General features: G+C 74.2%; 8 protein-coding genes and 1 pseudogene. 5 read left to right on the top strand and 4 right to left on the bottom strand.

The genetic code is table 11. The features are described 5' to 3' along the window. From ACIQ8B_RS32105 to ACIQ8B_RS32090, 4 genes and pseudogenes are all read left to right on the top strand, one after another. Positions 1-95 (top strand): annotated as a pseudogene (locus tag ACIQ8B_RS32105) (ABC transporter permease); the annotation flags it as partial. Continuing rightward, positions 88-876 (top strand): ABC transporter ATP-binding protein, encoded by a 789-nt coding sequence (locus ACIQ8B_RS32100; protein ID WP_106413956.1) that lies wholly within the window; start codon positions 88-90, stop codon positions 874-876. The pseudogene ACIQ8B_RS32105 and the gene ACIQ8B_RS32100, both read left to right, overlap by 8 nt. Positions 877-1,009: 133 nt before the next feature. Further along, the gene (locus ACIQ8B_RS32095; RefSeq protein ID WP_403551740.1) at positions 1,010-3,205 is read left to right on the top strand and encodes a CDP-glycerol glycerophosphotransferase family protein; all 2,196 of its coding nucleotides are present in this window, start codon (positions 1,010-1,012) and stop codon (positions 3,203-3,205) included. Further along, positions 3,205-4,881 (top strand): glycosyltransferase, encoded by a 1,677-nt coding sequence (locus ACIQ8B_RS32090; RefSeq protein ID WP_403551738.1) that lies wholly within the window; start codon positions 3,205-3,207, stop codon positions 4,879-4,881. The genes ACIQ8B_RS32095 and ACIQ8B_RS32090 overlap by 1 nt, the downstream gene beginning before the upstream one ends. Before the next feature lie 34 nt (positions 4,882-4,915). Here ACIQ8B_RS32090 and ACIQ8B_RS32085 read toward each other — a convergent pair whose 3' ends face one another. From ACIQ8B_RS32085 to ACIQ8B_RS32070, 4 genes are all read right to left on the bottom strand, one after another. Next, positions 4,916-6,454: a hypothetical protein gene (locus tag ACIQ8B_RS32085; RefSeq protein ID WP_403551736.1), complete on the bottom strand. Its 1,539-nt coding sequence runs from the start codon at positions 6,452-6,454 to the stop codon at positions 4,916-4,918. Positions 6,455-6,702: 248 nt separating this feature from the next. Then, on the bottom strand, positions 6,703-11,652 hold the full coding sequence (locus tag ACIQ8B_RS32080) for an NAD-glutamate dehydrogenase (protein ID WP_403551734.1): 4,950 nt from the start codon (positions 11,650-11,652) through the stop codon (positions 6,703-6,705). A gap of 428 nt (positions 11,653-12,080) precedes the next feature. After that, a complete protein-coding gene (locus ACIQ8B_RS32075) occupies positions 12,081-12,755 on the bottom strand; it encodes an HAD family hydrolase (protein ID WP_403551732.1) in 675 nt (224 codons plus the stop codon). Positions 12,756-12,764: 9 nt separating this feature from the next. Next, complete coding sequence (locus tag ACIQ8B_RS32070; protein ID WP_106413950.1) at positions 12,765-13,283, bottom strand: DUF6912 family protein; 519 nt, start codon at positions 13,281-13,283, stop codon at positions 12,765-12,767. Positions 13,284-13,982: 699 nt separating this feature from the next. On the opposite strand from ACIQ8B_RS32070, the gene ACIQ8B_RS32065 reads away from it, so the two are divergent. Then, a complete protein-coding gene (locus ACIQ8B_RS32065; RefSeq protein ID WP_106416382.1) occupies positions 13,983-14,342 on the top strand; it encodes an Rv3235 family protein in 360 nt (119 codons plus the stop codon). Positions 14,343-14,397: the final 55 nt, after the last annotated feature.

The raw sequence follows: 14,397 nt of genomic DNA, 5'->3' as shown, positions 1-14,397 counted from the left end.
ACGTGTGGGCGTTCGCGCTGGGCTGGGCGGTGCTGGCCGGCGTGGTCGGCTTCGTCTACTTCTGGAAGGCAGAGGAGAGGTACGGCCGTGGCTGAGACCGACCGGCAGAGGATCCCGACCGTCATCGCCGACGGCGTCGACGTGGTCTACCAGGTCAACGGCACCGGGGCCGGGCGCGGCTCCGCGACCGCCGCCCTCAACCGCATGCTGCGCCGCAGGCAGACCGAGAAGGCGTCCGGCGTGCGCCGGGTGCACGCCGTGCGGAACGTGTCCTTCGTCGCCCACCGGGGCGAGGCGATCGGCCTGATCGGCACCAACGGCTCCGGCAAGTCCACGCTGCTCAAGGCCGTGGCCGGGCTGCTCCCGGTGGAGAACGGCCGCATCTACACCGACGGCCAGCCGTCCCTGCTCGGCGTCAACGCGGCCCTGATGGCCGACCTCACCGGCGAGCGCAACGTGCACCTGGGCGGGCTCGCGATGGGCATGTCCCGCGAGGAGATCAAGGCCCGCTACCAGGAGATCGTCGACTTCTCCGGCATCAACGAGAAGGGCGACTTCATCACCCTGCCGATGCGCACCTACTCCTCCGGCATGGCCGCCCGCCTGCGCTTCTCCATCGCGGCCGCCAAGGACCACGACGTGCTCCTCGTCGACGAGGCGCTGGCGACCGGCGACCGCTCCTTCCAGAAGCGCTCCGAGGCCCGCATCCGCGAGCTGCGCAAGCACGCCGGCACGGTCTTCCTGGTCAGCCACAACAACAAGTCCATCCGCGACACCTGCGACCGCGTGCTGTGGCTGGAGCGCGGCGAGCTGCGCATGGACGGGCCGACCGACGAGGTGCTCAAGGAGTACGAGAAGTTCACCTCGGGCCGCTAGCGGGGAGGGCGCGGGCCCGGCGGGCTCCCTCCGGGCGACCCTTCCGCCGACCGATTCGTCGTATCGGTGTCACTATGACTGGATACGACCGACGGGACCGTCCGCGCCGCCGAGCAGCCGAAGGAGCCCCGTGATGCCCCAGCTCAGCGTCATCGTCCACGGGCCGAACACCCAGGACCACCTGACCGGCCTGCTCGACTCGCTCGTCGCCCACCCGCTGCCGGACGTGGAGGTCGTCGTCGCCGCCGTCGGCGACTGGGCCCGCGAGACGGCCGAGCGGCACGCCCCGCAGCTCCAGGTGGTCCCGCTGCCCGACGGCACGTCCGACGCGGCGGCCCGGGCGGCCGGGGCGGCGCGGGCCGGCGGACGCTGGCTGCACTTCGTCCGCGCCAAGGACGGCCTCCCGCCCGGCAGCCCCCGCACCGTCGCGGAACGCACCGCCGAGCTGCCCGGCACCGTGGACGTCCTGCTCCTGGACCACCTGCGCAGCACCTGGCGCAGCTCCGCCCTGCCGTCGGCGGACGGCCCCCTCCTCGTCCGCGCCGGCCGCACCGAGCCGGCCCTCGCCGACAGCGCCTACCTGCTGCGCCTCACCCCGCTGCTCGGCACCCGCGTGCTGCGCGCCGACTTCTGGCGGGCCCACGAGGAACGGCTCACCACCGACGACGAACCCCGCGCCGCCCTCGCCGCCCTCCTGCTCGCCGGCCGCGTCGCCTGCCTGCCGCACATCGCCTACGAGGACCGGCGGCTGCGCCCCGCGAGCCTCCCGCCCGTCACCCCCGAGCAGCACCTCGCGGCCGTCGACCGCTACGAGGCCCTGCTCGACCTCGCCCAGGACCGGCCCGCCGTCTACACCGTGCTCTACGAGATCATGGTCCGCGACTGCCTGCGCACCTTCGCCCGCGGCGCCGTGCCCGAGCCGGCGGCGCGGGAGTTCTTCCTGCGGGCCGGTTCCGCCGCCGTACGCCGCCGCCCCGAGGGGTACCGCCGTCCCGGCGGCCCGGAGGGCGTGCGCCGCTCGCTGCTGGAGGAGGGCGCCTACACCCGCTACCGGGCCTTCCAGGCCGCCAACCGCGCCCGCCGCGCCGTGCGGTCCACGGTGCGCGCCGGACGGCGGCAGGCCGGCGCGCGGATCCGCGACCACCAGTACCGCGCCGCGCTGCGCCGGCCCGCCGACCCGCACCTCGCGGTGTTCTCCGCCTACTGGAACCGCGGCGTCGCCTGCAACCCGGCCGCGATCGCCGCGAAGCTCGCCGAGCTGGCCCCGCACATCCACCCGGTGTGGGTGGTGAGCGCGCGCAACGCGGCTCTGCTGCCGCCCGGCACCGACCACGTGGTCCCCGGCACCCGCCGCTACTGGGAGGCGCTCGCCACGGCGGGGTACCTCGTCAACAACGTCAACTTCCCGAACGCCGTGGTCAAACGCCCCGACGCGGTGCACGTGCAGACCCACCACGGCACCCCGCTCAAGCGCATGGGCCTGGACCAGACGGCCTACCCCGCCGCCGCGCAGGGCCTGGACTTCGACGCCCTGCTGGAGCGGGTCGACAAGTGGGACTACAGCGTCTCCGCCAACAGCCACACCACCCGCATGTGGGAGCGCGCCTACCCGTCCCGGTACGTCTCCCTCGACCACGGCTATCCGCGCAACGACGTGTACTACACGGCCGGCGCGGACGAGGTGCGCGCGGTCCGCGAACGGCTCGGCATCGCCCCGGGCCGCCGGGCCGTCCTGTACGCGCCCACGCACCGCGACTACGAGGCCGGCTGGACCCCGCGCCTGGACCTCGCCGCGCTCGCCGACCTGCTCGGCGAGGACACCGTCCTGCTGGTGCGCGCCCACTACTTCCACGACTCCGGCGTCTCCCCGCTGGCGGGCCTGCGCCGCTCCGGCCGCGTCGTCGACGTGTCCTCCTACGACCCGGTCGAGGAGCTGTGCCTGGCCGCGGACGCCCTGGTCACGGACTACTCGTCGATCATGTTCGACTACGCCAACCTGGACCGCCCGATCGTGATCCACGCCGACGACTGGGAGACGTACCGCACGACGCGCGGGGTGTACTTCGACCTGATGGCCGAGGCGCCGGGCCCGGTGGCGCGCACCCAGGACGACCTCATCGAGATCCTCGTCACCGACGCCTGGCGCGACGAGGGCGCGGCGAAGGCACGGGCCGCCTTCCGCCGCCGGTTCTGCGAGTTCGACGACGGCCGGGCCGCCGAGCGGGTGGTGCGCCGGGTCTTCCTCGGCGAGGACGAGGCGTCGCTGCCCCCGGTGCTGCCGCTGGAGGAGCGCACCCCGGCGCCGGCCCCCCAGGAGGTGACCGCGTGATGTCCACGTCCCGGCTCCCCGCCGTCACCGTCACGGTGATCGTGCACAACGACGCCGGACGGCTGCCCCGCGCCGTGCGGTCCGTGTGCCGCCAGACCCACCGCGACCTGGAGATCGTCATCAGCGACGACCACTCCACGGACGACACCCCCGAGGTGGCGCGGGCGCTGGCGTCCGCCGACCCGCGCGTCCGGTACCTGCGGCTGCCGGAGAACAGCGGCGGGTGCAGCGCCCCGCGCAACCGCGCCCTGGAGATCGCCCGGGCGCCGTACCTGATGTTCCTCGACAGCGACGACGAACTGCCGGAGGGAGCGGTCGCGGCGCTGCTCGCCGCGCACCGGGAGCGCGAGATCGACTTCGCGATGGGCGCGGTGCGGCGGGTCCGGGTGGACACCGGGCGCCGCTCCACCTGGATGCCGCACCTGGTGGGCGAGCGCCGCACCCTGGACGGCATCGAGGACGACCCGCGGCTGTTCTTCGAGCACCTGGCGACCGGCAAGATGTACGCCCGCGCCTTCCTCGACCGGCACGCGCTGCGCTTCCCGGAGGGCATCCACTACGAGGACCAGCTGTTCTCGGCGCAGGCCTACTGCCTGGCGAAACGGTTCACGATCGTCCCCGAACCGGTCTACCTCTGGTACGTGGCCCCCTACGTGAGCACGGAGGCCGCGTCCATATCCAACCAGCGGCACCTGATCGGCAACGTCCGCGACCGGATCCACGTGCAGCGGCTGATCGACGCGTTCCTGGTGGAGAGCGGGCACGCGGGACTGCGCGAGGACAAGGACCACAAGTTCCTCAAGCACGACTTCCGGATGTACGCGGGCGACCTGCCGTACCGCGACGAGGAGTGGCTGGCCGCCTTCGCCGACGAGGTGAACCCCTACCTGGAGACGCTGTCCCCGGGCGCGTACGCCCGGCTGCCCCGTGCCGAGCGGGTGGTGCTCCGGCTGGTCCGGGACCGCAGGCTGTCCGAGGCCGCGCTGGCGGCACGGGGGCTGGGGTACGGCGTCGCCCCGAGGCGGCTGACCGCCGACGCGGACGGCCGGGTCTACTGGGGCGACCGGGTACCGGACACCGTGGCCGCCCGCCGCGAGCTGGACCTGACCGAGCTGGAGCCGGACACCCGCCCGTTCCCGGGTGCGCTGTTCCGGCACGAGATCACGGGGATCGCCCGTGTCCCGGGGGGCGGCGCCCGGATCGACCTGACCGTGCGGACCTACGACCCGGCGCTGCGGCTGCCCGTCGGCCCGCAGCGGGCGAGCCTGGTGATCTCCCCCGGCCGGCGCCGCCTCAGCGTGCCGTTCCGCCTGGACCCGGTGCGGCCCGGCGTGTTCGAGGGGACGGTACGGCTCGATCTGGCCGGGGCCCGGCTACCGCTGGGCGGCTTCGCCGGCGTCCGGCATCCGCTGGTCCGGCTCACCAGCGGCGGCCAGGGCAACCAGGCGCTGCTGCTGGCGCCCCTGGAGTTCCCGGCGCTGACCGCCCGCGTCCCCTACCGTTCCGGCGCCGCCCCGCACCGCGTCACCGTCGGGCCGGAGGGCCACAACCCGGGCCGTCTCCAGGTCCGCTGGGAGCCGGCCGGCGTCACCGGAGCGCTCCGCCCGGTGGCCGCCCGCCTGGCCCGCCCCCGTCTGCGCCGCGCGGCGCGGCTGGTCGCGGGCGCCGTGCGCTGACGCCCCGCGACCCGCCCCCGGCCACCCCGCCGGCTCACGGCACGGCGTACAGCACCTCCCCGCGCGGCCCCCGGGCCACCGGCCGCAGCGCGGGGTCGTCCAGGACGCCGCGGTGGTCCACCACCCAGCGCACCTCGTACTCCCGCTCGGTGCCCCGCCGCTCGGCCGCCGGCGTGTCCGCGGCGAAGTACGCCCGGGTGGCGGCCGTACGGCGCTCCTCGTCGGCGAGGAAGAAGTCGGGGTAGCCGGGGGCGACCGTGTAGGGGCCGTAGGCGGGCACCTGGCGGGCCGCCCGGCCCTCGGCCATGACGACGTCGCCGTACCGCACCCAGCGGGTGATCCACCCGTACTCCGGCCACGGCGGCCGGTGCCTGTCCGCCACCGCGCCGGGCAGCGCGTCGGCCGCGACCACGTACCCGAGCGCGCCCGCCTGCGCCCAGCCGCCGGCCAGCAGCGCCCCGGCGAGCAGCGCCGCCCACACCGCGCGCACCCGCCGCGACCCCGCCCCCACGGCCGCGACGGCCGCCGCGATCTGCGCCGGGATCACCGCCGCCGGCAGGGCCCGGCCCCACGAGTGGTGCCCGGTGATCCGTCCCGCGACGACGACCAGCACGCCCAGGGCGCAGAAGATCACCAGCGGGTCCCGGTGGTCGCGCCGCCAGCGCGGCACGAGCGCGGCCACGCCCAGCAGCACCAGCCCGAACCGCGCCACCGGGTGCGCGTACAGCACCCGGTGCACCGTCTCCAGCCCGCCCCCGGCGGCCGCCAGCGCGAAGAAGTCGTAGTACGGCCACGCCCCCAGCACCGACACGCCCAGCAGCAGCGCCGCGCCGAGCCGGGGCCACACCGCGCGCCCGGGACGCGCCGCGACCACCGCGGCGGCCGCGCCCACCGTGGCCACCACCCCGGAGAACTGGTGGCAGAGCAGGATCGCCGCCCACAGCACGCCCAGCCCCAGCCACATCCCCCACCCGGCCCTGCCGCGCAGCGCGCCGGTCAGCCAGGCCCAGAAGTGGAAGGCGAGTCCCAGGGTGAACGTGCTCGGGTAGGCCGCCGTCAGGGCGAGCGAGTGCAGCCCCGGGAAGCCGCTCCACAGCAGGGGCTCGGAGCCCCACAGGAACAGCAGGCACAGCAGCGCGAGCGGGGGCGCGGCCGGGTGCGCGCTCAGCGTCCGCACGTACCGCCACACGCCCGTGACCAGCAGCGCCAGCCCGGCCACGGCGGCCAGCCGCAGCACCACGAACACGTCCAGGCCGCTCGCCCGGGCGACACCGCCGAGCACCAGCGTCCACGGCGAGTAGTACGGGCTCGGGGTGTTCGCGTCGACCAGCGGGTTGCCCGGGGCGAGCGGGTCGTGCCGCAGCCGCTGCACGGTCGCCGCGTGGATGCCGAGGTCGCCCCTCCACGGCAGCCGTACGACGACCAGGACCAGCAGGAACAGGACGAGCCCGGTGACGCCCGTGGTCAGGGCCCGGCCGACGGCGGCCGGGCGGAGCGCGGGGCGGCGCGTGCCGGCCCCTCCGGCCCCTCCGGACGCTCCGGCTCCTCCGGACGACGGGAATCGGGCAGTCACACCAGAGACCTATCCCGTTCCCGGGCCGTCCCCACGGGTTCGCCGCCGATTCCCGCCCAAGGCACCACACGCGCGGGGGGGGCGCCGCGGCCCCCGGCGCGACCCCGGGCCCCCCCCCCCGGCCCCCGGCCCAAACACTTCGCGCCAACCCCCGGGGCCCAGGGGCCCCACCCCCCCGCCCCCGTGGCGGGGGGGGGCGGGGGCCCCCCGGGGCCGGGGCGGCCCCCCCCCCCGACGGGCCCGGTGCCTTACGAGTGCGACCTCAGCAGCGTGCGCATGGTCCGCATCGCCACCGACAGGTTCGCGAGGTCGAACGAGTCGGAGCCGTGGATCTCCTCCAGCGTGGTGCGGGCCCGGCCGAGCAGTGCCGCGTTCTTCTGCTCCCACAGCGCGAAGCGCTGCTGCGGCGTCGCCGAGCCGTCGCCCTCCGCCAGCACGTCCGCGGTGACCGCCGCGTGCGCCGCGTAGAGGTCCTCGCGGATCGCCGCACGGGCCATGGACTGCCACCGGTCCGCGCGCGGCAGCTCGGTGATCCGGTCCATCAGCTGGGTGATGCGCAGCCGGTCGGCGAGGTCGTAGTACACCTCGGCGACGTCCAGCGGCTCCTTGCCCGTCCGGTCGGCCACCGACACGATGTCGAGCGTCGGGAAGGCGGAGGAGAACCCGGCGACCCGGGTGGCCAGCTCGTCCGGGACCCCCGCCTCGCTCAGCTCGTCGTAGATCTTCTGGTACCAGCTCAGGTCCTCGCCGCGCAGCAGCTTGGGCAGTTCCGCCCAGACCTGCTCGACCCGCTCGGCGAAGAACGACACCGTCTCCTCGAGCTGCAGCGGCTGCGGCCGGTTGTTGAGCAGCCAGCGCGTGCCGCGCTCCACCAGGCGGCGGGAGTGCAGCCGGATCCGGGTCTGGGTGGCGGTGTCGACCCTGGTGTCGAGCGCCTCCACGCCGTCCCAGACCACCGAGGAGCGGAAGATCGCGCGGGCCGCGGTCTGCGCCCGGACGATCTCCTCCAGCGACGCCCCGGTCTCCTCGCGCATCCGGTGCAGATACGTGGTGCCGCCGGTGTTGACCGTGTCGTTGACCAGCACGGTCGTGATGATCTCGCGGCGCAGCGGGTGGCTGTCGATGTGCTCCCCGAACCGCTCGCGCAGCGCGGTCGGGAAGTAGGCGTGCAGCAGGCCCTTCAGGTAGGGGTCGTCGGGCAGCGAGGTGTGCAGCAGCTCCTCGGCGACCGTGATCTTCGTGTACGCCAGCAGGACCGCCGTCTCCGGCCCGGTCAGGCCCTGCCCGGAGGCGAGGCGCTCGCGGATCTGCCGGTCGGTGGGCAGGAACTCCAGCGCCCGGTCCAGGTGGCCCTCGCGCACCAGGTGCTTCAGGAAGCGCTGCTGCGCGTGGATCATGTCCTTCGACTGGGCCAGCGCGTTGGCGATGGCGGTGTTCTGCGCGTAGTTGTTGCGCAGCACCAGCCGGCCGACCTCGTCGGTCATCTCGGCGAGCAGCTTGTTGCGCTGCTTCACCGTCATGTCGCCTTCCTTGACCAGGCCGTTCAGCAGGATCTTGATGTTCACCTCGTGGTCGGAGGTGTCCACGCCCGCGCTGTTGTCGATGGCGTCGGTGTTCTGCCGGCCGCCGTGCAGCGCGAACTCGATCCGGCCGAGCTGGGTCATGCCCAGGTTGCCGCCCTCGCCGACGACGGCGACCCGCAGGTCCTTGCCGTCGACCCGGATCGCGTCGTTGCCCTTGTCGCCGACGTCCGCGTCGGACTCGGTGGACGCCTTGACGTAGGTGCCGATGCCGCCGTTCCACAGCAGGTCGACCGGCGCCGTGAGGATCGCCTTCATCAGGTCGGCCGGGGTCATCTTGGTGACCTCGGGCTCGATGCCGAGGGCCTCGCGGATGTGCGCGTTGATCGGCACGGACTTGGCGCTGCGCGGGAAGACGCCGCCGCCCGCCGACAGCAGTGCGGTGTCGTAGTCGGCCCAGGAGCTGCGCGGCAGTTCGAACAGCCGGCGGCGCTCGGCGTAGGAGACGGCCGCGTCCGGGTTCGGGTCGATGAAGATGTGCCGGTGGTCGAAGGCGGCGACCAGGCGGATGTGCTCGCTGAGCAGCATGCCGTTGCCGAACACGTCGCCGGACATGTCACCGATGCCGACGACCGTGAAGTCCTGGGTCTGGGTGTCCACGCCCAGCTCCCGGAAGTGCCGCTTGACGGACTCCCAGGCGCCGCGGGCGGTGATGCCCATGCCCTTGTGGTCGTAGCCGGCCGAGCCGCCGGAGGCGAAGGCGTCCCCGAGCCAGAAGTTGTACGTCTCGGCGACCTCGTTGGCGATGTCGGAGAAGGTCGCGGTGCCCTTGTCCGCGGCGACGACCAGGTAGGTGTCGTCCTCGTCGTGCCGGACGACGTCCGCCGGCGGCACGACCTCGCCGCCCACCATGTTGTCGGTGATGTCGAGCAGCGCGGAGATGAACGTGCGGTAGCAGGCGATGCCCTCCGCCATCCACGCGTCCCGGTCGACGGCCGGGTCGGGGAGCTGCTTGGCGACGAACCCGCCCTTGGCGCCGACCGGCACGATGACGGTGTTCTTCACCATCTGCGCCTTGACCAGGCCGAGGATCTCGGTGCGGAAGTCCTCACGCCGGTCGGACCAGCGCAGACCGCCGCGCGCGACCTTGCCGAAGCGCAGGTGCACGCCCTCCACCCGCGGCGAGTACACCCAGATCTCGAACGCCGGGCGCGGCGCGGGCAGGTCGGGGATGGCCTGCGGGTCGAACTTCATGGAGACGTAGTCGTGCGGCTCGCCGCCGCTCGTCTCCTGGAAGAAGTTGGTGCGCAGCGTCGCCTTGATGACGGTGAGGAAGGCGCGCAGGATGCGGTCCTCGTCGAGGCTGGCGACCTTGTCGAGGGCGGCGTCGAGCTCCTCCAGCAGGGCGTCCACCAGTTCGTACCCGGCGCGCTGCCGGTCCGGCGACATCCGCGCCTCGAACAGGGAGACCAGCAGCCGGGTGGTGTGGACGTTGTTCCGGAGGGTGTCCTCCATGTAGTCCTGGCTGAAGGTGGACCCGGCCTGACGCAGGTACTTGGCGTACGCGCGCAGCACCGTCGCCTGACGCCAGGTCAGCCCGGCGCTCAGCACGAGGGCGTTGAAGCCGTCGTTCTCCGCCTTGCCGGTCCAGGTGGCCGCGAAGGTGTCCTGGAAGCGCTCGCGGGCGTCGTCGCCGAGGTGGTCCCCGCCGCCGGGCGCGTGCGGCATGCGCAGGCCGAAGTCGTAGATCCAGGCCACGCTGCGGTCGGAGCGCCGCAGCTCGTACGGCCGCTCGTCGATGACCTCGACGCCGAGGCGCTGCAGCACGGGCAGCACCGCGGACAGGGAGACGGCCTCGCCGGTGCGGTAGATCTTGAAGCGGCGCTCGTCGGGCCCCGCGCCCACCGGCTCGTACAGGCTGAGCGCGAAGTCCCGCTCCTCGTCCAGCTCCTCGAGACGCACCAGGTCGGCGACGGCGCCGCGCGGGGAGTGGTCGGCCTTGTAGCCCTCGGGGAAGGCGCCCGCGTAGCGGCGCAGCAGCTCGGCGGCGCGCTCCTCGCCGAACTCGGTGGTCAGCGCCTCGGCGAAGCCGTCGGACCAGGAGCGGGCGGCCTCGGCCAGCCGGGCCTCCAGGCGCTCCTTGTCGCTGTCGGACAGGTGCCGCAGTGAGGTGCCCTGCGGGACGCGGACGACGAAGTGCAGCCGGGAGAGGACCGATTCGGTGTTCCAGGCGGTGAAGTCGACGCTGACGCCGCCGAGCTCCTCCTTGAGGATGTCGATGATCCGCAGCCGGACACCGGTGGTGTAGCGGTCGCGCGGCAGGTAGACGAGGGCGGAGTAGTAGCGCCCGTACTCGTCCTGGCGCAGGTACAGCCGCAGCCGGCGGCGCTCCTGGAGGTAGAGCACCGAGGTGACGATGGACCGCAGTTCCTCGACCGGGGTCTGGAACAGCTCGTCGCGCGGGTAGGTCTCCAGGATCTGCAGCAGGTCGCGCCCGTCGTGGCTGTGCGGCGAGAAGCCGGCCCGCTCCAGGACGTCGTCGACCTTGCGGCGGATCACCGGCACCCGGCGCACGGACTCGGTGTAGGCGGCGGAGGAGAACAGCCCGAGGAAGCGGCGCTCGCCGACCACGTTGCCGTCGGCGTCGAACTTCTTCACACCGATGTAGTCCAGGTACGACGGCCGGTGCACGGTGGCGCGGCTGTTGGCCTTGGTCAGGATGAGCAGCTTGTGCTCGCGGGCCTTGGCGCGGGCGTCGGCGGGCAGCCGCTCGAAGGACGGGCTGACCGGGTGGTCCTCGTCGGCCGCGTGGCGCGGGTCGGAGCGCAGGATGCCGAGGCCGGTGCCGGGCAGGGCGGCGAGCGAGTCGTCGTCGCGCAGCTCGTACTCGCGGTAGCCGAGGAAGGTGAAGTGGTCGTCGGCGAGCCAGTGCAGCAGCTCGCGGGCCTCCTCGACCTGCAGCGGGGGCAGGTCGGCGGGGACGGGCTCCTCGGGCAGCGCGTCGGCCAGCGAGGTGGCCGCCCGGCGCATCTTGCCCCAGTCCTCGACGGCCTCGCGGACGTCGGAGAGGATCCGCAGCAGGTCGGTGGTGATCTGCTTGAGGTCGCCGCGGTCGGTCTCGCGGTCGATCTCGACGTGGATCCAGGACTCGACGTGCGCGTCGTGCGGCAGGTGGCGGGCGTCCTGGGGGAGGTCGCCGCCGACCGGGTCGGAGAGGACCTCGATCAGCTTGCCGGTCACGTCCCGGCGGACCACGAACTGCGGGTGGATCACCACGTGGATGCCGCGGCCCTGGCGGGTCAGCTCGTTGGTGACGGAGTCGACGAGGAAGGGCATGTCGTCCGTGACGACCTCGACGACGGAGTGGCTGCAGGTCCAGCCGTTCTCCTCGACGGTCGGGGTGTGCACCCGGACGTTCGCCGTGCCCTGCGGGCGGTTCTCGGCGAGCCGGTGGTGCGAGACGGCGGCCCCGAAGATGTCGACCGGGTCGCGGTCGGCGAGGTCCTCCGGGGCGGTGTGCAGGTAGTAGCGCTGGAGGAACGCGAGGACGGCGTCCCGGTCGGGCGTGTCCCCCTCCACGGTCCCAGTCGGTAGTTTCCCCCCGGCCGGGCTGTTCTCAGCTACCCGGGCGGCCCGATCGAGCAGCTCGGCCTTGGCTTCGTCCAGCTTGGTCTGCATGGTCCTCTGGCTCCTGTCGCGCGCCGTTGCGTGACGTAGAAGGAAGTACGGTCTCCGACCTCACGGGGCGGTGGTACGACACGGGGTGTCCGGTCTGTGCCGACGCTATGCCGTGAGAGGGGAGGAACGGGGGCCTTCCGGCGGAATCCGATGCGTCCGACGGGTGTGACTGCGCTCTCCGGAACGCCTGCCTCTCCGGGGTGCGCCGCGTCCCGTGCCGCCCGCGAGGATCAGCGGTCGCCACCCGGACACGGATGTCGTCCGTGCTCACCGGGCGCACAGCGGGAACGCCACGGTCCCCGCGAGCTATCGCGCTGATCACGCCACCTAGGCTATCGCCCTCCGGAGGGGCCCCGTCATGAGCCGTATGTGTACAAAACCGGGGGGCGGACTTTGACGTTTCGCACAGTGCGGCCGGGTCTTTCCGGTCAGCCGGAGGCCGCCAGGCGCTCCGCCTCCGCCACCGCCTCGCTCAAGGTGTCGACCACCGGGACCCCGACCGCCTCCAGCCTGGCCCGGCCGTGCGAGCCGCCGGTGTAGAGCACGGCCCGCGCGCCCGCGTGCCGCGCGGCCAGCGCGTCGTCGGCCGCGTCCCCGATCACCACCGTGCGCCGCGGGTCCACCGTGTCGCGCAGCGCGCCCAGGTGGCGCACCATGTGCTCCGCCTTGCTGCCGCCGGAGGGGCCGGTGCGCCCGTCGACGCGCAGGAAATAGGACGAGATGCCGAAGGTCTCCACCAGCGGGACCAGGTCCTCGTGCCCGTGCATGCTGAGGATCGACTGGCTGCGGCCCGCCGACGCCCACCCGGTCAGCAGGTCCTCCACGCCGTCGGCCAGTCCGCAGCGCACCCGGTGCTCGGTGTAGTGCCGGTGGAAGGCGGCGTCCATCAGCTCCCACTCGGTCCGGCTGGGCAGCCGGCCCATCAGCCGCTCGTAGAACGCCGGCACCGGCACGCAGTACAGCTCCCGGTACCGCTCCAGCGTGAGGGGCGCGAGGCCCAGCTCGGCGAAGGCCGCGTTCGTCGCCGCGACGACCGCGTCGACGTCGTGGAAGAGCGTGCCGTTCCAGTCCCAGACGATGTGTGCGTCCGTGTGCGTCCCCATGCGGAGAACCTACCCGGGCGGCCGGACGACGAGCTGCGGGATCTCCTGCGTCGCGAACCACAGCAGCTCGTGGTCCTCCGCGCCGTCCACGACGAACCGCGCGTCGTCGTCGCCCCCGTCCGCCGCCTCCAGCGCCCGCGCGGCGGCCGCCACGTCCTCCTCGGCGTCCTCCGCGTCCACGTGCACGGCGGCCGCCTTCGCCAGCCGTACGGCCCCGGCGAGGCGCACCTCGCCCAGCGTGGCCGGGTCCGGGCCCCGGCCGGGGTCGACGGAGGCCGCGCCGTCCGCCACGTCCACGGCGACCACGACCCGGCGCCGGGGGGCGCCGGGGTCGGCGGCGAGGAGGCGCAGGGAGGCCAGCGCGGCACGGCTGAGCGCGGCGTACTCCAGCTCCTCGATGTCGTCGGAGAGGTACCACTCGCGCAGCGCGGGCGTCACGGCGTAGGCGGTGAACGGCCCGTCGCCCAGCTGCCCCGTCCTGTGCGCCTCGGCGAGACCGGGGAGGGTCAGGGGGACGTAGACGCGCATGGTCGGCCGCTTTCGTCAGCTCGGATCACTTCTCGGCAAGGTCTCAGAATACGTCCCGCCCGTCCCCCTTCGAGTCCTCACCGACCCCCTCGCGGCCGTCAACCCACGTCCGCTACGTCACCCGCCCGACCCCCGTGAGCCGGGGCCCGCCGCACGGGCGACCACCCTGATAGGTGAACTTTCCGCCCCTCCCCGACCGGCCCTCCCCCTCCTTGCCCCGCCCCCGCACGTCCCCGTACAAGATCCCCGTCACGAAGTTACTGCCCGGTACCCGGCTCCCCCGCCGGTCCGGCCTTCAGAACGGGGCCCCTCGTGCACAAGGTCATGAGCAGAACGCCACGCCGCTCCCCCGCGGCCGTCCCCCCACGCGTCCCCACAGCCGGCGCCCCCCTGTCCCCCTCACCGGGCGCGGGCCGCCCCCGGGGCACGACGCCCCGCCGGACACGCCCGGCCGACAACCGCCCCTCGGGCCGCGCGCCGTCCCCCCGGAGCCGCCCCGCCCGAGGCGGCTCCGGAGGCGGAACGCCCACCGGTACGCCCGGCCACCGGGCCGGGACGCCCGCGGGCACGCCACCCGAGAACCCTGGCGGGTCGCCCGGTGACAGGGGCCGTGTGCCCGGCGTCGCGACGCGCGGAGACCACGGACGCCTGCCGGCCGCCGCGGCGCCCGAGGGCCGGCGCAGGGCACCGTCAGGCGCCGTGCCCGCGCACCCGGGCGGGGCGCCCCTCGGCGTCCCGCAGCCCCGCCCCACCGACCGGTTCGCCGAGTTGCTCGTCGCCGTGCTGAGCGGTCAGCGGCCCGTGCACGCGATGTTGCGGCACAGTGCCGGGCAGGCCTACGACGAGCTGATCCGGCTCGCGGAGCGAGGGCCGCTGCGGACGCGCGGGGCGCGGCCCGTCGTGCGGGACATCGGATGGTTCGTGCCGCGCGAGGGCGCCATCGAGGCGTTCGCGCGGATCGGCGCCGGGGACCGGCTCCGCGCCATGGCGTTCCGGCTGGAGCGCGGCCGGGACCTGCGCTGGCGCTGCACCGCCGTCGAGCTGGGCGGCCCCCGCTGACAGCGGACCGGAACGGCCGGGGGCCGGGCGCCCTCAGGCGCCCGGCCCCCGGCCG

Origin of the sequence: Streptomyces sp. NPDC096105 (assembly GCF_044763335.1) — a bacterium.
GTDB lineage: Bacteria > Actinomycetota > Actinomycetes > Streptomycetales > Streptomycetaceae > Streptomyces.
The sequence above is the reverse complement of the archived record's forward strand: the minus strand, read 5'-3'. Positions and strand labels throughout refer to the sequence as shown.

Excerpts from the sequence above, each read along its gene's own strand:
- ACIQ8B_RS32095 (WP_403551740.1), top strand. The coding sequence starts at position 1,010 with ATGCCCCAGCTCAGCGTCATCGTCCACGGGCCGAACACCCAGGACCAC.
- ACIQ8B_RS32090 (WP_403551738.1), top strand. The coding sequence starts at position 3,205 with ATGTCCACGTCCCGGCTCCCCGCCGTCACCGTCACGGTGATCGTGCAC.
- ACIQ8B_RS32080 (WP_403551734.1), bottom strand. The coding sequence starts at position 11,652 with ATGCAGACCAAGCTGGACGAAGCCAAGGCCGAGCTGCTCGATCGGGCC.
- ACIQ8B_RS32075 (WP_403551732.1), bottom strand. The coding sequence starts at position 12,755 with ATGGGGACGCACACGGACGCACACATCGTCTGGGACTGGAACGGCACG.
- ACIQ8B_RS32070 (WP_106413950.1), bottom strand. The coding sequence starts at position 13,283 with ATGCGCGTCTACGTCCCCCTGACCCTCCCCGGTCTCGCCGAGGCGCAC.